The following is a 19,471-nucleotide window of genomic DNA, read 5'->3' on the forward strand; positions in this document are numbered from 1 at the left end:
CAGACTGGTCACCACCCGAACGAACGGCAGACACCACCGCCATGGGCGAACCCTATTACATCACCACCGCGATCAGCTACCCCAACGGTCGCCCGCATATCGGCCATGCGTATGAGGCGATTGCCGCCGATACCATCGCGCGGTTCCAGCGGCTGATGGGGCGCGATGTGCGCTTCCAGACCGGCACCGATGTCCATGGCCTCAAGATGCTGCAAAAGGCCCGCGAGCTGGATACCACGCCGCGCGCGCTGGCGGACGAGATGTCGCTCTATTTCAAGGAAATGTGCGACAGACTTGATGTCAGCTATGATCGCTTCATCCAGACATCGGAAGACGATCATCATCGTGCCAGCCAGGCGATCTGGCAGGCCATGGAAGCCAATGGCGACCTGTATCTGGATCGCTACGAAGGCTGGTATTCGGTCCGCGACGAGGCCTATTATGCCGAGGACGAGCTGGTCGACGACGGGCAGGGGGGCAAGCAGTCTCCGCAGGGAACGCCGGTCGAATGGACCGTCGAGGAAAGCTGGTTCTTCCGGCTCGACCAGTATCAGGACAAGCTGCTGGCGCTGTACGAGGAGCATCCCGAGTTCATCCAGCCCGATACCCGCCGCAACGAGATCGTCAGCTTCGTCAAATCCGGCCTGCGGCCGCTGTCGGTGTCGCGCACCAGCTTTGACTGGGGGGTCAAGGTGCCGGGCAGCGACGGCCATGTGATGTACGTCTGGGTCGATGCGCTGACCAATTACCTGACCGGGCTCGGCTATCCCGATGCGGACAGCGACCTGATGAAATACTGGCCGGCGGATCTGCACCTGATCGGCAAGGATATCGTGCGCTTCCACGCGGTCTACTGGCCAGCGTTCCTGATGAGCGCCAACATTCCGCTGCCCAAACAGGTGTTCGGCCATGGCTTCCTGCTCAACAAGGGTGAGAAGATGTCGAAGTCGGTGGGCAATGTCGTCGATCCCGTCGCGCTGGTTGATGCCTTTGGTGTCGATCAGCTTCGCTACTTCCTGCTGCGCGAGGTCAGCTTCGGACAGGATGGCAGCTATTCGCCGCAAGCCATTGCCCTGCGGTCGAATGCCGATCTGTCGAACAGCTTCGGCAATCTGGCGCAGCGCATCCTGAGCTTCATCGCCAAGAACCTCGACGGCTATCTTCCCGCCATCCGCGGTCATCAGCCCGCCGATAGCGCGTTGTTTGACGTCCTGGCCGATGCATTGCAAAGCGAAATGCCCAAGGCGATGCAGGAACTGGCGCTGTCGCAGGGCATAGAGGCGTGGATGCGCGCCGTGTTCGCGTGCAACGCCTATGTTGACGAACAGGCGCCCTGGGCGCTCAAGAAGACCGATCCGGAGCGGATGGAAACGGTGCTTGCGACGCTGTATATCGCGATTGCGCAGCTCGCGATCGCGATCTCGCCAGTCATTCCCGCCAGCGCCAAGGCCCTGCTCGATCATATGGGCGTGCCCGATGACGTGCGCTCGATCGCGGCGATGGGTAGCCATTGGTATTCGCCGCTGGCCGAGAGCAACTATCAGGTCGGCGTACCCAAGCCCTTGTTCCCGCGCATCGATCTGCCGACGGAAGACGCCGAGTGATGCTGGTCGATTCGCACTGCCACCTCAATTACAAGGGGATGGCCGAGCAGCAAGGCGATCTGCTTGAGCGCGCGCGCGCATCGGGTGTCACCGCGATGCTCAACATCTCGACCCGCGCCAGCGAATGGGATGCGGTTACGGCAACGGCGCACCGCGAGGCGGATGTCTGGGCCAGCATCGGCATTCACCCGCACGAGGCCGACGCGCATGTCGATGTCGATACCGCGCGGCTGGTCGCGCGGGCCGAGAGCGATGACCGCGTGGTCGGGATCGGCGAGACCGGTCTCGACTATTATTACGATCATTCCGACCGCGACCAGCAGCGCCGCAGCTTCCAGACGCATATCGCGGCTTCGCGTGCCACCGGCCTGCCGCTGATCATCCACACCCGCGATGCCGAGGACGATACGGCGGCGATCCTGGCCGAAGAAATGGGGAAGGGGGCCTTCCCCGCCCTCATCCACTGTTTCACCGCCAGCGCAGATTTTGCCGCCAAGGTGCTCGACATGGGGCTTTCGATCTCGATCTCGGGCATCGTTACGTTCAAGAATGCCAAGGACCTGCAGGCCGTCGCACGCGAACTGCCCGCCGACCGGCTGCTGGTCGAAACCGATGCACCATTCCTGGCCCCGGTTCCGCATCGCGGCAAGCAGGGCGAGCCGGCCTTTGTCGCCGATACCGCGCGTTTCCTCGCCGATCTGCGTGGCGAGAGCTACGAGCAGCTGTGCGAGACCACGTCGCGCAATTTCTACGCCCTGTTCAACCGGGCGCGCCCATGAAGGCGATCCTGCTGGGTTCGGGCACGTCGGGTGGCGTCCCGCGCATCGGCAATGACTGGGGGGCGTGCGACCCTGAAAACCCGCGAAACCGCCGTTCGCGGGTCTCGATGATCGTCGAATGCGATGGCCAGCGAATCCTTATCGACACCTCGCCGGACCTCCGCCAACAGCTACTGGCCTGCGACATCGGGGCGCTGGATGCGGTGATCTGGACGCATGACCATGCCGATCATAGCCACGGCATCGACGACCTGCGCGCGCTCTATCACCGCAGCCGCAAGCCGCTGCCAGGCTATGGCAAAGACTATACACTGCAAAGCCTTGTCAGCCGTTTTGACTATGTCTTCGAAACCAGCAACGGCTATCCGGCGATCGTCGCACCGGAGCTGCTGGAGCCCGAGCAGGTCATCTGCGGCATCACGGTACGCGGGGTGGATCAGCCGCACGGCCCGGTGCTATCAACCGGGCTTCGGTTCGACGCGAACGGCCTGTCGATCGTCTATGCCACCGATTTCAGTGCCATCACCGACGCCATGGTGACACTGTATGCGGACTGCGACCTGCTGGTCACCGATTGCCTGCGGTACGAGACGCATCCGACCCACGCCAGCCTGGACATGGCGCTTGATCTGGCCAGGCGCACCCGCGCGCGGCACACGGTCCTGACTCATATGGACAAGAGCCTCGATTATGCCACGCTGACCGCAGAATTGCCCGATGGCATCGAACCCGGCTTTGACGGGCTGGTGATCGAGGTTGCGAGGCTGGCGCGATGAACGGCGAGGATACCGCCAGCCTGGTCTACGGGCTGCTGTTGCTGGTGCTGGTCGGCAGCGCCCTGGTGTCGCGCACTTTGCCGATAGGGCAAACGCTCAAGATGGCTTTGGGCTGGGTTGGCATCTTCGCGCTGATCTTCCTGCTGGTCAGCTTTCGTCCTGAAATGCGGCTGATCTGGCAGCGGGTCACCGAGGACCTGGGTTTCGGCAGTACGCCGGCGATATCCGGCGCGCCGATGACGCTGCGCAAGAGCGACGATGGACATTTCTGGGTAGCAGCGGTGGTCAATGGGCGTTCGGTGCGGTTCCTGGTGGATAGCGGCGCAACCGTCACCGCAATGTCGTCGCGTGCCGCGCGCGATGCCGGGGTCGAGCCCGGCGGGCTTGGTCTCACGACCGTGATCGAGACCGCCAATGGCATGGTCGAGGCCGAGCGCGCGACGATCACCGATCTGCAGGTGGGGTCGTTGCACATGAAAGATCATGATGTTCTGATCTCGGATGCATTGGGTGACACCAATCTGCTGGGCATGAACTTTCTCTCCAAGCTTGAAAGCTGGCGCGTCGAAGGCGACAGCATGATCCTGGTGCCGCAAACGGCTCCATCAACAGAATGATTCATAATTTAACATAATATATATTATCGGACTTACAGACATGACCATCGAGAGTGAAGCGACCGATCCGTCCAGCCCGTCCCCCACGGCCGAAGTTCCGCTCGACCGGCTGGTGTCGATCATGGCTCGGCTGCGCGACAAGGACAGCGGATGTCCGTGGGATGTCGCACAGACCTTTGCGACGATCGCGCCATACACGATCGAGGAAGCCTATGAGGTCAACGACGCGATCGAGCGCGATGACATGGCGGCACTCAAGGACGAGCTTGGCGACCTTCTGCTCCAGGTTGTCTTCCACAGCCGCATGGCCGAGGAAGCCGGACATTTCAGCGTGGCCGATGTCATCGCCGGGATCAGCGACAAGATGGTTCGCCGCCATCCGCACATCTTTGCAGACCAGTCGGTCGAGAGCTGGGATTGGGAAGCCATCAAGGCCGAAGAGCGCAGCGATGGCGGAGCCTCGAGCGCGATGGATGGCGTCGCCTTGGCGCTGCCTGCGCTGATGCGCGCGCAGAAGCTGCAGAAGCGCGCCGCGCGGACCGGGTTCGATTGGCCTGATGTGATGGGCGCGGTCGAAAAGATCGGCGAAGAAATCGAGGAACTGCTCGAGGCAGAGAACGAGGCCGAACGCATTGACGAGGCTGGTGACCTGCTGTTTGCGGCAGTCAACATGGTCAGGCACATGGGCGTCAGCGCCGAAGACGCGCTGCGCGCGGCCAATGCCAAGTTCGAACGGCGCTTTCGCGGCATGGAAGCGATCGCCGGTGACGGCTTCACGGCCCTGTCACTCGACGACAAGGAACTGCTCTGGCAGCGCGCGAAGAGCGGTGAAGGCGCGCTATAGCGCCTGAAACCGGCCCCAATCCTTGTCCGACAGCCTCACGGACAGCCAGATATCGTCTTCCTGCTCGCGGCTGTCGAGCACTTCGCCATGGGCATGCAGCCAGGCAATCTTCTGGCCGTCATGGCGCGCAAGGTGGACCTTGTGCACCCGGTGACTGATCACCAGCGCGTTCGATGCGGCCCGCAGCAAGGCGCTCACCCCTTCCCCAGTCAGCGCCGAGATCGGACAGACAGTACGATCGCGTGGCATCGCGTCGACGAGGTTTGCGCGCGCGTCTTCATCGAGAATGTCCCACTTGTTCCATGCCTCGATCAGCGGAATTGCAAGCCCCTGCTCCGCCAGCACCGGATCAAGATCCAGCCCCAGGTCAGCAAGGATCGTCTCCACCGATTGCGCCTGCATTTCGGCGTCGGGATGCGAGAGGTCGCGCACATGGATGATGAGATCGGCAGAGAGCACCTCTTCCAGCGTGGCGCGGAATGCTGCGACTAGCTCTGTGGGAAGATCGGAGACGAAACCCACGGTGTCGGACAGGATCACCTTTTCGACACCATCGAGCCGGATCGCGCGCATGGTGGGATCGAGCGTCGCAAACAGCAGATCTTCGGCCATCACGCCGGCATTGGTCAGGCGGTTGAACAGCGTCGATTTGCCCGCGTTGGTGTAGCCGACCAGAGCTACCACCGGCCAGGGTGCCTTCTGCCGCCGCTCGCGGTGCAGTCCGCGTGTGCGCTTGACCTGCTCGAGCTCCTTGCGCAGCTTGGCCATGCGATCACGGATCATGCGACGGTCGGCCTCGATCTGCGTTTCACCGGGACCACCCAGAAAGCCGAAGCCGCCGCGCTGGCGCTCGAGGTGAGTCCAGCTGCGCACCAGCCTGCCCGCCTGATAATCGAGATGCGCCAGCTCGACCTGCAACCGCCCTTCGGCTGTCGCGGCACGCTCGCCGAAGATCTCGAGGATCAATCCGGTGCGGTCGATGACCTTGATCTTGAGCCGCTCTTCGAGATTGCGCTGCTGGATCGCCGACAGGCTGCCATCGACGATCAGCAGCTCGGCTTTCTCGTCTTCCAGGCTGGCGGCGATTATCTCCACCTGCCCGCCCCCGAACAGCGTCGCGGGGCGTGCTGTCCGGATGCGAAAGGCATGCGCAGCACAGACCTGGATGCCGATCGCGAGCGCAAGGCCGCGCGCCTCATCGAGGCGTGCGTCGGGATCGATCGCGCCGCGTCGGCCAAGCTCGGGATAGGCTATGACGGCCCGCGCACCGCGGGCGTACTCAAGGGTCTGAGGGTCGTTCAAGCTTTGTATCTATCCTTGTCCGCCCCCAACACCATGGGGTCAGTCTTCATCGCCTTCGGCATCGGCCCAGTCACCGGTCAGATCGACCGGGGCGTTGGGCTGGACGGTCGAAACCGCGTGCTTGTAGGCCAGCTGCGCCATGCCTTCGCGTTCGAGCAGCATGCAGAACAGGTCATAGGCTGCGACCTTGCCCTGCAGCATCACGCCGTTGATCAGGAACATCGTCACCGGAACACCTGTTTCCTGCACCGTGCGCAAGAACACTTCCTGAAGGTTGCGGTTCTTGGCGCTCTTGGCCCCCATCAGCCCGGCAAACATGCCAAGGTCGATCGGCTGAGCGGGCATCACGGTCGAAATCGCGTGCTTGTAAACCAGCTGCGACTGGCCATCGCGGCGCAGCATCACCGAGAAATTGTCGAACCAGGTCACGATGCCTTGAAGCTTGACGCCCTTGACGAGGAACATGGTTACGGGAATTTTGGATTTTCTCAGGGAGTTGAGGAAAACATCCTGAATGCTTTGAGCCTTTTCGGTCATTTTTGACCCCCGGTCTTGGTGACGACGTTGCGCCACGGTTCTTGAAAAGCCGATCCGCCACATCCGGCCCCGGCTGCGCTGGAGAATACGCAGTTCCTACATAGTGCCGAACCGGCAATGCGCCAATGGTCAGTTTGCAGCTTTCTCGCCGATTATCGGTCGTGCAGCCCGAGCAGCTTGAGCTTGCGATGCAATGCGGACCTTTCCATCCCGATGAATTCGGCGGTCTTCGAAATATTGCCCGAAAAACGGCGGATCTGGATCTTGAGATATTCGCGCTCGAAGCTTTCGCGCGCCTCGCGCAGCGGGACGCCCATCAGGCTGGAAATGCCCGCCGCGCGCCCGCCATCGCCCTGCACCAGTTCAGGCGGCAGCATGTCGACATCGATCCGGCTCAATCGGCCCCGCGGCGCAAGGATGATCGTGCGCTCGATGACATTGCGCAGTTGGCGGACATTGCCCGGCCAGTTGTAGCTCTGCAGCGCCGCCATGGCCTCGCTGCTGGTCTCCGGCGGCGTGATGCCGTGCTCGCTGGCAAACCGGGCGACATAATGCTCGACCAATGCAGGAATGTCGTCGCGCCGGTCGGTCAGCGCGGGAATCTCGACGGGGACCACGTTCAGGCGATAGAACAGGTCTTCGCGGAAACGACCTTCGGCGATTTCGTGCTCCAGATTGCGCGAGGTGGCCGACACGAACCGCACGTCGACCTTGATCGGCCGTGTCGATCCGACACGGGCAAAGCTCTGATCGGTCAGCACGCGCAGAATCTTGGCCTGGGTCGATTCGGGCATGTCGGCGACCTCGTCGAGGAACAGTGTGCCGCCATGGGCCCGCTCGAGCAGGCCAGGGGTGGCGGGCCGGTTCTGATCCTCTTCGCCGAACAGCTCCTGCTCGAACCGGTCGGGCGTCATGCGGGCGGAGTTGACCGTGATGAAAGGACCGCTGGCACGCCCGCTCCAGCTGTGCAGCAACCGTGCCGCAACCTCCTTGCCGACGCCGGCAGGCCCGGTGATCAGCAGGCGGCTGCCACTGTTGGCGACCCGCTTGAGCGTTGCGCGCACGGTGTTGATCGCGCTGGAATTGCCGGTCAGCTCGTCAGAGATGCCGAGCTTCTCGCGCAGTTGCGCGTTTTCGCGGCGCAGCCGCGCGGTTTCGGTGCCGCGCGCCACCATATGGATCAGCCGCTCGGCCTCGAACGGCTTTTCGATGAAATCCATCGCGCCGCGCGAAATCGCCGAGACAGCGGTGTCGATATTGCCATGGCCCGAAAAGATGATCACTGGCAGGTCGGCATCGCGCGCCTTGATCTCGTCGAGCAGTTCAAGCCCGTCCAGCATGCTGCCCTTGAGCCAGACGTCAAGCAGCACCAACGAAGGCCGTCGTTCGTCGATCGCGGCCAGGGCCTCGTCGCTCACCCCGGCGGTTCGGCAGCGATAGCCCTCGTCCTCCAGCACGCCGGATACCAGGTCGCGAATGTCGCGTTCGTCGTCAACGATCAGAATTTCCAAAGGCATAGATCAGTTGCTTTCCTCATCCTGGGCGGTGGGGCTCAGCTCGCCGCGCGGCCGTTCGGCGCGCGCTGACATGGCCGGCATCTTTTCGGTCCCTGCGCGCCGGTTGTCGGCGCCGCTGTCCTGCAGAGCGCTACCCTTCAGCAACGCGGTGTCCATGCGAATGGTTACGCGGGTTCCCCCTTCTGCATTGGGTTCGAACGACAATTCGCCGAAATGCTCCTCGACAATCTTCTTGACGATCGCGAGGCCCAGCCCCGTGCCCTTTTCGCGCGTGGTCATGTACGGCTCGACAATCCGGTCGCGATCGGCGGGCAGGCCGATGCCATTGTCGTCGAGCATCAGCACAAGGTGCTGGTCGTGCAACGAAACCGTCGCGGTCACCGCGCCCTGGTGACCTTCGTCGCCCTGCTGGCGTGCCTCGATCGCCTCGACCGCGTTCTTGAGGATGTTGGTGACGGCCTGGCCGATCTGGCGGCGGTCACAGTACAGATCGCTGCCCTCGTGCACTCCGTCGGCGGCAAAGCGGATGCCGGGATGCGCGACTTCCTGCAGGAAGATCGCCTGGCGCACCAGATCGAAGAAATTCTCTTCACGGAACACCGGCTTGGGCATCCGCGCGAAGGAAGAGAACTCATCGACCATGTTGCGCAGGTCGCCGACCTGACGGACGATGGTGTCGGTCAGCTGACCGAACGTGGCATCGTCTTCGCTGACCTTGCTGGCGTATCGCCGCTTCAGCCGTTCGGCGGCGAGCTGGATCGGGGTCAACGGGTTCTTGATTTCGTGCGCGATGCGTCGCGCGACATCGGACCAGGCCGCCTGGCGCTGATCGACCAGCTGCTGGGTGATGTCCTCGAAGGTGATCACGATGCCATAAGGCTCGCGCACCACGCGCACGGCCAGGGTCAGCAGATCGTTGCCGCGTGAATACTGGATCACCGCCTTTTCGGTGCCCTCCCCCACCAGCCGCGCAAAGGGCGGCGCGGTGCTGGAGAGGGTGCAGCCCAGGCACTGTTCGGCATTGACCTGCAACAGCCGCTGCGCCGTACTGTTCATCAGCCGCACCATGCCCATCGGATCGACCGAAATGACCCCGGCGCTGACCGATTCGAGCACGGCTTCGGTAAACGCGCGGCGATCGTCGAGCTGGCTATTTGCGCGGATCAGCGCGGAGGTCTGTTCGGCCAGACGGCTGGCCATGCGGTTGAATGCCCGGCCCAGCACGCCGACCTCGTCGGTGCGGTTGGCGGTATCGACCCGGATCGCGAAATTGCCGGTGCTAATATCACGCGCGGCGCCCGCCATGTCGGTCAGCGGACGCACCATCCGGTCGGCGAACTTGAGCGCCGCCCAGAGTGCGACCGCGACGAGCAGCAGTGAGACGACGAACAGCGCGATGTTGAAGCGGACCTGAAGGTTCTGCGAACGCGAGAACAGCGCTTTGTAGTCCGACAGTACCGTCTGCGCGCGTTCCCACTGGCTGAGCGCAAGCTGGTTGGAGGCGCGCGCCACATAGAGATAGACCTTGGCATCGCGGTCGATCGGCGTGACCACCTCGATCCGGTCGGACTCGGCGGAAATGACCGCGCTTTCGCCGCCGTCGAGCTTGCGGATGATGTCCGGGCTGACGCGATCCGACGATGTCCGGTTATCGGGGTCGACGATGGCGGCGGTGCGCAGCACGCCATCTTCGCCCACCTCGACGATCGCCGACTCGTTCATCTTGCGACCGACGACCTGGAAGACATAGGCTTCGGCGAATTCGGGGCTGTCGATCCGAGTCTGCTGGAGATATTCGCGCAGGTCGCTGGCCATCGCGACGGTTTCGGCCGAGACGTCGCGCCGCCCTTCCTCGTAATAGCCCCGCGCCAGGTCGTTGGCATTCTCCAGCATCGTGCGGGCACGATCGGAGAACCAGAATTCTACGCCATACTGAAACAGCAGCGAGGTGATCACCACCACCAGCAGCATGGGGATCGACGAGATCAGCGAGAACAGGGCCACGAAGCGGACATGCAGCTGCCCCGTCCCTTCCTCGCCGCTCGCATTGGCGCGGCTCAAAGCGACACGACGCCCGATAAGCGCCAGTAGCGCCATCGCCGGCACCAGATTGGCCACCAGCAACGTTGCGGTGATCGGCGCGGGCACCATCGCCTGACGGCCCTGATAGCTGCTCACCAGCCACCAGGATGTTGCGATCATCACCACCAGTAGAACGACGCAGCCCAGTTCCAGCAGCGGAAAAAGGCTGCCCTTGCGCATCATCACCGTAAAGCGGCGCGCGAGACGGCTCTTGCGGGGTGCAGGAAGTGCGGCGGACGCAGGCATAGTGCTTATTCTACAACAGCTCTGTTGCCGCAATACAAGAGCTTTCGCGCAAAACCCGGGCTATCACCGCATTTGCCAACCGGTTCAGCGCAGCTCCGCGCTGGCCAGCCCGTGTTCGAGCAGCTTCTTGCGCAAGGTGTTGCGGTTGATGCCCAGCATTGCGGCCGCGCGCACCTGGTTGCCGTCGCACTGGCGCATGATCGCCTGCAGCAGCGGCGTTTCGAACGCCGCCAGCGCCTTGTCGTAGACCGCGCCCGGCTCCGGGCGCTCTGTGAGCAGAAATCGGCTGACCGCTTGTTCGAAGTCGCTTTCCTCGCGACGAGTCTCGCCCTGGCCCAGCGCAGGCTCGTCAAAGATACCGCCCAGCGCGTCCGATGTGATCAGGTCGTCGCGGCTCATGATCACCGCTCGGAACACCAGATTGCGCAGCTCGCGTACATTCCCGCGCCAGTTGCGCCGCTGCATTGCGGCGATTGCGGTGGGATCGAAGCTGCGCCGGGGCAACCCCTCCTGCACCGCCAGCGCGAGGAAATGATCGACCAGCGCGGGGATGTCGCTCAACCGGTCGCGCAGCGGCGGCAGATCGATCGGCACGACGTTGATGCGATAATACAGATCCTCGCGGAACAGCCCCGCCTCGATCAACGGGCCGAACGGCTTGTTGGTCGCTGCGACGAAGCGCACGTCGAGTTCGATCTCGCGATGTCCTCCCACCCGAGTGATGCGCCCGGTCTGCAACGTCCGCAGCAGCCGGGTCTGTGCCTGCATCGGCATGTCGCCGATCTCGTCGAGGAACAAGGTCCCGCCATGCGCCTGTTCGAACTTGCCGATGGTCTGCGCGACAGCCCCGGTGAACGCACCTTTCTCGTGCCCGAACAGCTCGGATTCAATGAGTTCTGCCGGGATCGCCGCCATGTTGACCGCGACAAACGGCCCCTGCTTGCGATGGCCCAGCTGATGGATCGCCTCTGCCACCAGCTCCTTGCCGGTGCCCGATTCTCCCAGGATCAGCACCGACAGATCATTGCGCAGCACGCGCGTGATCATGCGGTAGACATTCTGCATCGGGGCGCTGCGGCCCACCAGAGGCAGGCCGCTGTCGGCAGGGTCGCTATCGGCATTGCCCGTGCTGTCGCTGCTGCGCGCGATGGCCTGAAGCACGGCGCGGATCAGTTCGTCTAGGTCGAAGGGCTTGGGAAAATATTCATACGCTCCCGCCTCGCTGGCGCGCACCGCGGTATCGAGCGTATTCTGCGCGGACAGGACGATCACCGGGGTATCGGGATGGCCCTCGATCACGCTGCCCAGCGAGGCGATGCCGTCGCCATCCTCGAGCATCACGTCAGTCAGGATCGCGGCATAGCGCTTGTTGGCGAGCAGGGCATTGCGGCGGGCGATCGAGGTGCAGTGATCGACGTTGCACCCTTCGGCCTCCAGCGCCGCCATGATCACCTGGCTGATCGCGCGGTCATCTTCGACCAGCAGTACCGATTTTGCCATGCGCTGCGGTGTCCTTACGATGCCAGGGGCAGGAAGAGGCGGAAATGGGTGAGCCCCAGCGCCGTATCGCGGTCGTGCACGATCCGGCCGTTCATGTCGCGCACCAGTTTCTGCACCAGCGCAAGACCCAGCCCCTGCCCGGTCTTCTTGGTGGTGACGAACGGGGAGAAGATGTCTTCGGCGATATCGGTGTCTATGCCCGGGCCGTTGTCGGTCACGCGCACCTCGACCGGCAGCCGGATGTAGCGATCGTCGCGCGACAGCCGCAGCCGCACGCCGCTGACGAACTTCGTGGTCAGCGTGATGCAGGCGTCATCCTGCCCTTCCATCGCCTCGCGGGCATTGGTGATCAGGTTGAGCAGCACCTGGACGAGATTGTCGGCATCGGCGAGCACCGGCGGGATTGATGGATCAAACCGCTCGACGAACTGGACGCTGTCCGGGTGCGCAGTCTCGACGATTTCGCGAACCCGGCTCAAGGGCTCGTAGATGTTGCAGGGCCGGGTCGGCGCGGCGGTGCGGCTGGTGAGCGACTGCATCTGGTCGATCAGCAATGCAATGCGATCGACCTCCGAAGTGATCAGGCCCGACAATCTGCGCCCGGCTCCGTCGAGCTGGCGTTCGATGAGCTGGGCCGCGCCCTTGATCGCGGCGAGCGGGTTCTTGATCTCGTGCGCCAGGATATCTGGCCCTCGCACCGCAAAGCCTTCGGTCCCCGCCTCGCTTTCGAACAAGGGCGAACCCACGCCGGATTCGTTGAGCACCAGCAGTTGCCATCCCTCGCCCTGCCCTACCGGGCTCAGCGAGATATCGACCTTGCGCACGCTGCTGCGGCCGATGTGGACGCGCATGCCATGTGCGGCGAGGTTGGTATCAGGCTGGTTGAGCGCAGCGCCGATGCGGACATCGTCGAACCGCAAAAACTCGGCCAGCGGCCTGCCGATCAACCGTCGGGCACTTTGTTCGAGCAGGTTTTCAGCGGCCGCATTGGCCGCCGCGATGGTGCGATCGGCGTGCAGCATGACGACTGCCATTGGCAGGCTTTGCAGCTGGGCGACCGCATCCGGAACCGGCTCGGCCATGGCTGTCATCAGGCGGCGACGCGCTGCAGCCAGGGGCGGTAGAACTCACCCAGCATCGCAAGCACCACATCGGGATTGTCGATCTGGTTCATCTTGTTGCGCAGTTCGGCCGAGCCTGGCAGCCCCTTGGTGTACCAGCCCAGATGCTTGCGAGCCATCTTGACCCCGGTATCGGTGCCATAATGCTCGAGCATCGCCTGATAATGCTCGACGATCACGGCATACTGCTCGTCGAGATCAGGATCGGGCAGCGTCTCGCCGGTGCGCAGGGCGTGCATGACCTGCCCCAGCAGCCACGGCTTGCCATAGGCTCCGCGGCCGATCATCACGCCATCGGCGCCACTCTGGTCCAGCGCGGTGCGGGCATCCTCGATGGAGCAGATGTCGCCATTGACGATCACCGGCAGCTTCACCGCAGCCTTGACCTTCGCGACGAACGCCCAGTCGGCAGACCCCTTGTACATCTGGTTGCGGGTACGACCGTGCACGGTGATCAGCTTGGCACCCAGATCCTCGGCGATCCGCGCAAGCTCGGGCGCGTTCAGGCTGTCGTGGCACCAGCCCATGCGCATCTTCACGGTCACCGGCACCTTGACGGCCTTCACCGTCGCTTCGATCAGGCTGGCGGCCAGCGGCAGGTCGCGCATCAGCGCAGAGCCGGCATCGCCATTGACCACCTTCTTGACCGGGCAGCCCATGTTGATGTCGATGATGGCCGCGCCGCGATCCTCGTTGAGCTTGGCCGCCTCGGCCATTTCCTTGGGGCCGCAGCCTGCCAGCTGCATCGACACCGGCTCTTCGACTGGATGCCAGGCCGCCTTCTGCAGCGACTGGCGGGTTTCGCGGATCATCGCCTGGCTGGCGATCATTTCGGTGACGTTGAGCCCCGAGCCATAGCGGCGCACCAAAGTCCGAAACGGCATGTCGGTCACGCCGGTCATCGGCGCGAGCAGCACCGGTTCGTCGATCTGTAGCGGGCCGATGTGGATCGGCTTGAGCGCGGGAGCATGGGTCATGATGGGATCTGTGCCTAATATTTGGGCAGGCCCATAATCGCAAAGCCGCTAGCGGGCAAGCGGCACTTGGTCTATGCGCCCTGCCCGATGACCGACACGCCATCCCTTGCGACACCGGATTCCCACCGCATCGCTGCGCTTGTGGTGGCAGCAGGCAAGGGCCTGCGGGCGGGCGGCGACCTTCCCAAGCAATTCGCTCTCCACCAGGGCAAGCCGCTGCTTCGTCACAGCATCGAGGCGTTCGTTGCGTGGCATCCCGGTATCCGCCTGGTTGTCGTGATCGGCGAGGGCCAGCAGGCCCTGGCCGAGCAGGCGCTTGAGGGGATCGAGGGCGTGGAACTTGTCATCGGTGGCGCCGAGCGACGGGACTCGGTGCGGCTGGGCCTGCTCGCCATCGCTGCCAATGGCGGAGCGGAAAAGGTCCATATCCACGACGCCGCGCGCCCGCATCTGGCAGTCGACGTTCTGTCGCGGCTGGACGCCGCGCTGCAAACATCCCCCGGTGCCGTGCCCGTCTTGCCCGTCGTCGACAGCATCGTGCGCGGCGATGATGGCCTGATGCAGGCAGCGGTGGAACGATCCGACCTCTGGCGGGTACAAACGCCGCAGGCCTTTCATTTCGATGCGATCCTTGCCGCGCATCTCGCCTGGCCCGATGACGCCACCGCCACCGACGATAGCCAGATCGCTCGCGCCCATGGCCTAGCTGTCGCGCTGATCGAGGGCGATGAGGCACTGAAGAAGATCACCTTTGCTCAGGATTTTGCGATGACCGCCTCCCCTCCTGTCGTCTTTACCCGCACCGGCATGGGCTATGACGTCCACCGGCTGGCAAGCGGCGAGGAGCTTTGGCTGGGCGGCATCCGGATCGAGCACGATCGCGGACTGGTCGGCCACAGCGACGCCGATGTCGCGTTGCACGCGATCACCGATGCGCTGCTCGGTGCGATGGCGCTGGGCGATATCGGCGAGCATTTTCCGCCGAGCGACCCGCAATGGCGTGGCGCGGATTCCGCGCAATTTTTGGCGCATGCAGCCTCGCTGGTCAGGGCCAAGGGCGGCGAAATCGCCAATATCGACCTTACCATCATTTGCGAGGCGCCGAAAATCGGCCCGCACAAGGCCGCCATTCAGCAACGCATTGCCACTATCCTTGGCGTCCGGGGCGATCAGGTCGGGGTCAAGGCGACCACGACCGAACGCCTTGGCTTTACCGGACGCGGCGAAGGCATTGCCGCGCAGGCGGTGGCCAACGTGATGGTCACCGGATAACAGATCAGGAAACAATCGCATGACAACCCCACAGATCTTCAGGAATTCCGCCAGGGCCCTGCTGCTGGCTGGCGCAATGGTGAGCTTGCCCGTGCAAGCCGCGCAGACCGCGGCAGGTGGCTGCCTGACGCCGACCGAAGCCCAATCGGTGGCCGTGGCAGCGTTGCCCGATGCCCTGACCAGCGCACGGCGCGCCTGCCTGCCGCACCTGCCCGCGACCGCCGCGCTGACCCGGTCGTCGGCGCGAATCGCGCAGGTCTATCAGCCCGCCGCCGAAAGGGCCTGGCCCAAGGCTGGCCGCGCCTTCATGGCGGCAGTCGAGCTGCCGCTGCCCCCCGAAACCGATCCCGCGCTGGTCCGCCCGCTGCTGACGGCTGCGATTTCGGCGATGGTCGAGCAGGAAATCAAACCGACCGATTGCAGCGCCATCGACGAGTTCTACGGCGCGCTCGAACCCTTGCCGCCCGAGAATATCGGCAAGCTGCTGGTCGCCATCCTCAAGATGGATGATTCCGCCAAGAAGCCTGGTGCGCGGGATGCGACACCGTTTACGATCTGCAAGGACGGCGCAAAGTGAACAGCCTTTTGCCCCCGCGGCTGACCCATCTCGCCGCGCGCGTCATTGCCGAGAACGCGGCGGTCGGGCGCAAGGTCGTGCTCGCGGAAAGCTGCACCGGCGGCCTGGTCTGCGCGGCGCTGACCGAAATTCCGGGAAGCTCCGACGTTCTGGAACGCGGATTTGTCACCTATTCGAACGAAGCCAAGATCGAGTCGCTCGGTGTAAGCGCCGAGCTGATCGATACATTCGGTGCGGTGTCGGTTGCTGTGGCCTGGGGCATGGCACGCGGCGCGCTGAAACATTCGGACGCCGATGTGGCAGTTGCGATTACCGGCATCGCCGGTCCTGGCGGCGGCAGCGAGAGCAAGCCGGTGGGCACCGTGGTGTTCGCCTGCGCGCTGCGCGGACAGAGCGAAAACGACATCAGCGCCGAACAGAAAAATTTCGACCCGACGCTCAGCCGCGCCGAAATCCGTCAGGAAGCCGCGCTCGCCGCGCTGGAATTGCTGCTGCCGTAAAGTTCGGCCGCGCGAGTTTCGAACGCGCTCACCATCTTGCGGAACGCGCGGTCGAAATACTGGCCGGCCAGCGATTCAAACAGCCGGTTCTTGAACGTGAACGCCACGTAGAAGTCGAGCGAGCAGCCCCCCTGCCCGTCGCTGGCAAACTGCCAGACATTCTCGAGGTTCTTGAGCGGCCCATCCAGATATTCGACCTCGATCCGTTCGCCCGGCACCTTGGTGACCTTCGAGGTGAATTTCTCGCGCAACTGCTTGAAGCCCACCACCATGTCCGCGACCATCTCGGTCGGACTGTCGGACTTGACCCGCGTGGCGATCACCCACGGCAGAAACTCGGCATAGCGCGCGACATCGGCGACCAGATCGTACATCTGGTCGGGCCGAAAGGGCAGTTGCCGGGTCTCACGATGCGAAGGCATGGCGGTTCAGCGCGCTGCCTGCTTGGCGAGCTTGGCCTCGCGCGCAGCGCGCATCTGCGCGAAATCCTCGCCGGCGTGATAGCTCGAGCGCGTGAGCGGGCTCGATGCCACCTGCAGGAAGCCCTTGGCCCGCGCGATCGCGGCATAGGCATCGAACGCCTTGGGGGTCACGAAATCGATGACCTTGGCATGACGCGGCGTGGGCTGCAGATACTGGCCCATGGTCAGAAAATCGACATCGGCCGAGCGCATGTCGTCCATCACCTGGTGCACTTCCAGCCGTTCCTCGCCCAGGCCCAGCATGACGCCCGACTTGGTGAAGATCGAAGGGTCGAGCCGCTTGACCATCTCGAGCAGCCGCAGCGACGCATAATAGCGCGCGCCGGGACGGATGGTCGGATACAGCCGGGGGACGGTTTCCAGATTGTGGTTATAGACGTCCGGACGCGCGGTCACGATCGCCTCCACCGCCGCTTCGTGCTTGTTGCGAAAATCGGGGGTGAGAATCTCGATCGTGGTCTTGGGCGTGGTGCGCCGCAGCGCCTCGATCACCTTGACGAACTGGCTGGCACCGCCATCGGCAAGGTCATCGCGGTCCACCGAGGTGATCACGATATGCTCCAGCCCCATCTGCGCGGCGGCATCGGCGACGTGCTGCGGTTCCTTGAGGTCGACAGCGCGCGGCATGCCGGTCTTGACGTTGCAGAACGCGCAGGCGCGGGTGCAGACGTCACCCAGAATCATCACCGTGGCGTGCTTCTTGGTCCAGCATTCGCCGATATTGGGGCACGCCGCCTCTTCGCACACGGTGTTGAGATTGAGATCGCGCATCAGTTTGCGAGTCTCGTTGAACCCCTTGCTGGTAGGCGCGCGAACGCGGATCCAGTCGGGCTTGCGGACACGGGCCGGGCGACCCTCGGGGGTGGCGATGGGGGTGATGTCGTTCATGATCCGCGCTTTAGCGCAGCGATGACGCCACTTCCACTGGTAAAAGCAACCTGGCGATCACACCTATCGCCCGACGCTGCGCGCCTGCATGTCCGCAATCCTCTGGAGCACCAATGGAATCCGCCAACACGTTCGACCTGCCCGATGACCTCGATGCCGTTCTCGCCGATGTCTGGCAGCGGCTGGGCCGTGCCGCCAAGGATCGCCGCGCGGCGATGCATACGCCCGTGGTGGCGACGGTCACAAAGGCTGGCATCCCCAGCCAGCGGGTGATGGTGCTGCGCGCTTTTGATCGCGCCACCGCGACACTGCGCTTCCACACCGATGCGCGCGCGGCCAAGGCCGAGCAGGTGGGGTCGGGAAGTCCGGTGTCGATCCTGGGCTATGATGCGGGGGCCAAGCGCCAGTTCAGGCTTTCGGGCACCGCGAGGATCGAGACCGACACGCCCGCGGCCGACCGGGCATGGGCCGAGGCCACGCTGTTTGCCCGGCGCTGCTATCTTGCCGACCCTGCCCCGGGCACGGTCTCCGATCTGCCGGTCTCGGGCCTTGCCGCCGATATCGAGGGTCGCAAGCCCGAAGACGAGGCTGAGGTCGCGCCCGGCCGCGCCAATTTCGCCCTGCTGATGGCAGACATCGACACCGTCGAATTCCTCCACCTGGCCCACACCGGCCATCGCCGCGCTCTGTTTGTCCGCTCACCCGTGGACGCATGGCAGGGTAAGTGGCTGGTGCCGTGATATCGGGGTTACGGGATCAGGCGGTCAGCACGCAGCTGCGCAAAAAGATCGAAAAACGCGCCATTGGTGGACTGGTAGCCATTAAAACCCAGACTGCGGCTTTTCGACATGTCAGTGACCACCTCTATCGGGCGACCCAGGTCAGCGTCGGTGTGCCAGGGTGATGCGAGGCGCTTCAGGTCGGGTTCGGTCAAGCCCTCGCGCGCCGCAATGTCCCGCCAAAGGCCCGCATCGTCTGCCATCTGGGCTTCCAGCGGACGCAGCACGCCATCGAACTCTGCAGCCTGCACCCCGAACCAGTCCGCGATCTGGCCCCACATCCACTTCCAGCGGAAGACGTCGCCGTTGACCACATTGAACGCTTCATTGTGCGCGGCCTCGGTGTCTACTGCCCAGAGCAGCTGCCGGGCAAGCTGCCGCGCCTCGGTCATATCGGTCAGGCTGTTCCACTGGGTCGCCGATCCTGGAAAAGCGAACGGCCGCCCCGTCTCTCGGCAGAGTGTCGCATAGACCGCCAGCGTTGTTCCCATGTTCATGGCATTGCCCACCGCTTTCCCGATCACGGTATGCGGACGATGAACACTCCAGGTGAAGCCATCGCGCGCTGCAGCGTTGAAGAGTTCGTCCTCTTGCGCGTAATAGAAGTTCTCTACGCCCAGCCGAGGCTGCTCCTCGCGAAACGGGGTTTGCGGCAAGGAACCTTTCCCATATGCCTCGAACGGCCCGAGGTAATGCTTGAGCCCCGTCACCAGCGCGACATGCCGTGGTGCGGTCGGCCTGGGCAGGCCGTCCAGCAGATTGCGGACCATCGCGGCATTGACCCGAATGTTTTCTGCCTCGCTGGACTGACGCAGCCATGTTGTGATGAAGACGGCATCAGGGTCGATGGACGCCAGCGCTGCTGCCGTCCCTGCTGCGTCCTGCAGATCTGCCACCACCGGCAGCACCTTGTCCTGGGTGCTCGGCCGACGCGCCAGTCCGTGAACCCTCCAGCCCTGGTCGACCAGCAACTGCGCGGTGGCACTGCCGATAATCCCGCTTGCGCCCACTACCAATGCCGTCCTTGCCATCTTCGATCTCCTGTGTTCCGTGCCTCGTCAGCTAGGCAGC

Annotated in this window: 19 protein-coding genes; 9 read left to right on the plus strand and 10 right to left on the minus strand. The window is 63.8% G+C overall.

Annotation, left to right across the window (positions count from 1 at the left end; translation table 11 throughout):
- Positions 1–41: 41 nt before the first annotated feature.
- From metG to mazG, 5 genes are read left to right on the plus strand one after another with little or no spacing between them, the layout of a single operon-like run.
- Positions 42–1,604: a methionine--tRNA ligase gene (gene metG, locus LI72_RS04510; RefSeq protein WP_033924651.1), complete on the plus strand. Its 1,563-nt coding sequence runs from the start codon at positions 42–44 to the stop codon at positions 1,602–1,604.
- Positions 1,604–2,383, plus strand: coding sequence for a TatD family hydrolase (locus LI72_RS04515; protein ID WP_033924652.1), 780 nt, complete (start codon positions 1,604–1,606; stop codon positions 2,381–2,383). Before metG ends, LI72_RS04515 begins: the two co-directional genes overlap by 1 nt.
- Positions 2,380–3,159 carry an MBL fold metallo-hydrolase gene (locus LI72_RS04520; RefSeq protein WP_033924653.1) on the plus strand — a complete coding sequence of 260 codons (780 nt, stop codon included), beginning with the start codon at positions 2,380–2,382 and terminating at the stop codon, positions 3,157–3,159. The genes LI72_RS04515 and LI72_RS04520 overlap by 4 nt, the downstream gene beginning before the upstream one ends.
- The gene (locus tag LI72_RS04525; protein ID WP_033924654.1) at positions 3,156–3,776 is read left to right on the plus strand and encodes a retropepsin-like aspartic protease family protein; all 621 of its coding nucleotides are present in this window, start codon (positions 3,156–3,158) and stop codon (positions 3,774–3,776) included. The genes LI72_RS04520 and LI72_RS04525 overlap by 4 nt, the downstream gene beginning before the upstream one ends.
- Before the next feature lie 40 nt (positions 3,777–3,816).
- On the plus strand, positions 3,817–4,620 hold the full coding sequence (gene mazG, locus LI72_RS04530; RefSeq protein WP_052129502.1) for a nucleoside triphosphate pyrophosphohydrolase: 804 nt from the start codon (positions 3,817–3,819) through the stop codon (positions 4,618–4,620).
- On the opposite strand, the gene hflX is transcribed toward mazG, so the two are convergent.
- The 7 genes from hflX to dusB form a co-directional block, all read right to left on the minus strand.
- Positions 4,615–5,922 carry a GTPase HflX gene (gene hflX / locus LI72_RS04535; protein WP_033924655.1) on the minus strand — a complete coding sequence of 436 codons (1,308 nt, stop codon included), beginning with the start codon at positions 5,920–5,922 and terminating at the stop codon, positions 4,615–4,617. The two genes, mazG and hflX, sit on opposite strands and share 6 nt — an antisense overlap.
- 39 nt (positions 5,923–5,961) lie before the next feature.
- Positions 5,962–6,513: an RNA chaperone Hfq gene (gene hfq, locus LI72_RS04540; protein ID WP_443018113.1), complete on the minus strand. Its 552-nt coding sequence runs from the start codon at positions 6,511–6,513 to the stop codon at positions 5,962–5,964.
- Positions 6,514–6,611: 98 nt separating this feature from the next.
- Positions 6,612–7,976 (minus strand): nitrogen assimilation response regulator NtrX, encoded by a 1,365-nt coding sequence (ntrX, locus tag LI72_RS04545; protein WP_033924657.1) that lies wholly within the window; start codon positions 7,974–7,976, stop codon positions 6,612–6,614.
- A 3-nt stretch (positions 7,977–7,979) separates the two neighbouring features.
- Positions 7,980–10,304 (minus strand): sensor histidine kinase, encoded by a 2,325-nt coding sequence (locus LI72_RS04550; protein WP_033924658.1) that lies wholly within the window; start codon positions 10,302–10,304, stop codon positions 7,980–7,982.
- 84 nt (positions 10,305–10,388) lie between these two features.
- On the minus strand, positions 10,389–11,804 hold the full coding sequence (locus tag LI72_RS04555) for a sigma-54-dependent transcriptional regulator (RefSeq protein WP_033924659.1): 1,416 nt from the start codon (positions 11,802–11,804) through the stop codon (positions 10,389–10,391).
- 14 nt (positions 11,805–11,818) lie between these two features.
- Positions 11,819–12,895, minus strand: coding sequence for a two-component system sensor histidine kinase NtrB (locus LI72_RS04560; protein WP_052129504.1), 1,077 nt, complete (start codon positions 12,893–12,895; stop codon positions 11,819–11,821).
- Positions 12,895–13,902: a tRNA dihydrouridine synthase DusB gene (gene dusB, locus LI72_RS04565; protein ID WP_033924660.1), complete on the minus strand. Its 1,008-nt coding sequence runs from the start codon at positions 13,900–13,902 to the stop codon at positions 12,895–12,897. The genes LI72_RS04560 and dusB overlap by 1 nt, the downstream gene beginning before the upstream one ends.
- An 87-nt stretch (positions 13,903–13,989) precedes the next feature.
- On the opposite strand from dusB, the gene LI72_RS04570 reads away from it, so the two are divergent.
- Genes LI72_RS04570 through LI72_RS04580 form a run of 3 tightly spaced genes read left to right on the plus strand, consistent with a single transcriptional unit; the run spans position 13,990 to position 16,251 of the window.
- A complete protein-coding gene (locus LI72_RS04570; protein ID WP_033924661.1) occupies positions 13,990–15,174 on the plus strand; it encodes a bifunctional 2-C-methyl-D-erythritol 4-phosphate cytidylyltransferase/2-C-methyl-D-erythritol 2,4-cyclodiphosphate synthase in 1,185 nt (394 codons plus the stop codon).
- A 19-nt stretch (positions 15,175–15,193) separates the two neighbouring features.
- Positions 15,194–15,751 carry a hypothetical protein gene (locus LI72_RS04575; RefSeq protein WP_156139482.1) on the plus strand — a complete coding sequence of 186 codons (558 nt, stop codon included), beginning with the start codon at positions 15,194–15,196 and terminating at the stop codon, positions 15,749–15,751.
- Entirely contained in the window at positions 15,748–16,251 is a 504-nt protein-coding gene (locus LI72_RS04580; RefSeq protein WP_033924663.1) for a CinA family protein, read from the plus strand. The genes LI72_RS04575 and LI72_RS04580 overlap by 4 nt, the downstream gene beginning before the upstream one ends.
- Here the strand turns inward: LI72_RS04580 and LI72_RS04585 are convergent.
- Positions 16,209–16,673: a type II toxin-antitoxin system RatA family toxin gene (locus LI72_RS04585; protein WP_033924664.1), complete on the minus strand. Its 465-nt coding sequence runs from the start codon at positions 16,671–16,673 to the stop codon at positions 16,209–16,211. The genes LI72_RS04580 and LI72_RS04585 overlap by 43 nt on opposite strands.
- Positions 16,674–16,679: 6 nt before the next feature.
- Positions 16,680–17,621 carry a lipoyl synthase gene (gene lipA, locus LI72_RS04590; protein ID WP_033924665.1) on the minus strand — a complete coding sequence of 314 codons (942 nt, stop codon included), beginning with the start codon at positions 17,619–17,621 and terminating at the stop codon, positions 16,680–16,682.
- Between the two features lie 113 nt (positions 17,622–17,734).
- On the opposite strand from lipA, the gene LI72_RS04595 reads away from it, so the two are divergent.
- Entirely contained in the window at positions 17,735–18,361 is a 627-nt protein-coding gene (locus tag LI72_RS04595; protein WP_033924666.1) for a pyridoxamine 5'-phosphate oxidase family protein, read from the plus strand.
- Positions 18,362–18,369: 8 nt separating this feature from the next.
- Here LI72_RS04595 and LI72_RS04600 read toward each other — a convergent pair whose 3' ends face one another.
- Entirely contained in the window at positions 18,370–19,431 is a 1,062-nt protein-coding gene (locus tag LI72_RS04600; RefSeq protein WP_033924667.1) for an SDR family oxidoreductase, read from the minus strand.
- Between the last annotated feature and the right edge of the window lie 40 nt (positions 19,432–19,471).

The organism is Sphingomonas sp. 35-24ZXX (assembly GCF_000786215.1).
In the GTDB taxonomy this organism is placed as follows: domain Bacteria; phylum Pseudomonadota; class Alphaproteobacteria; order Sphingomonadales; family Sphingomonadaceae; genus Blastomonas.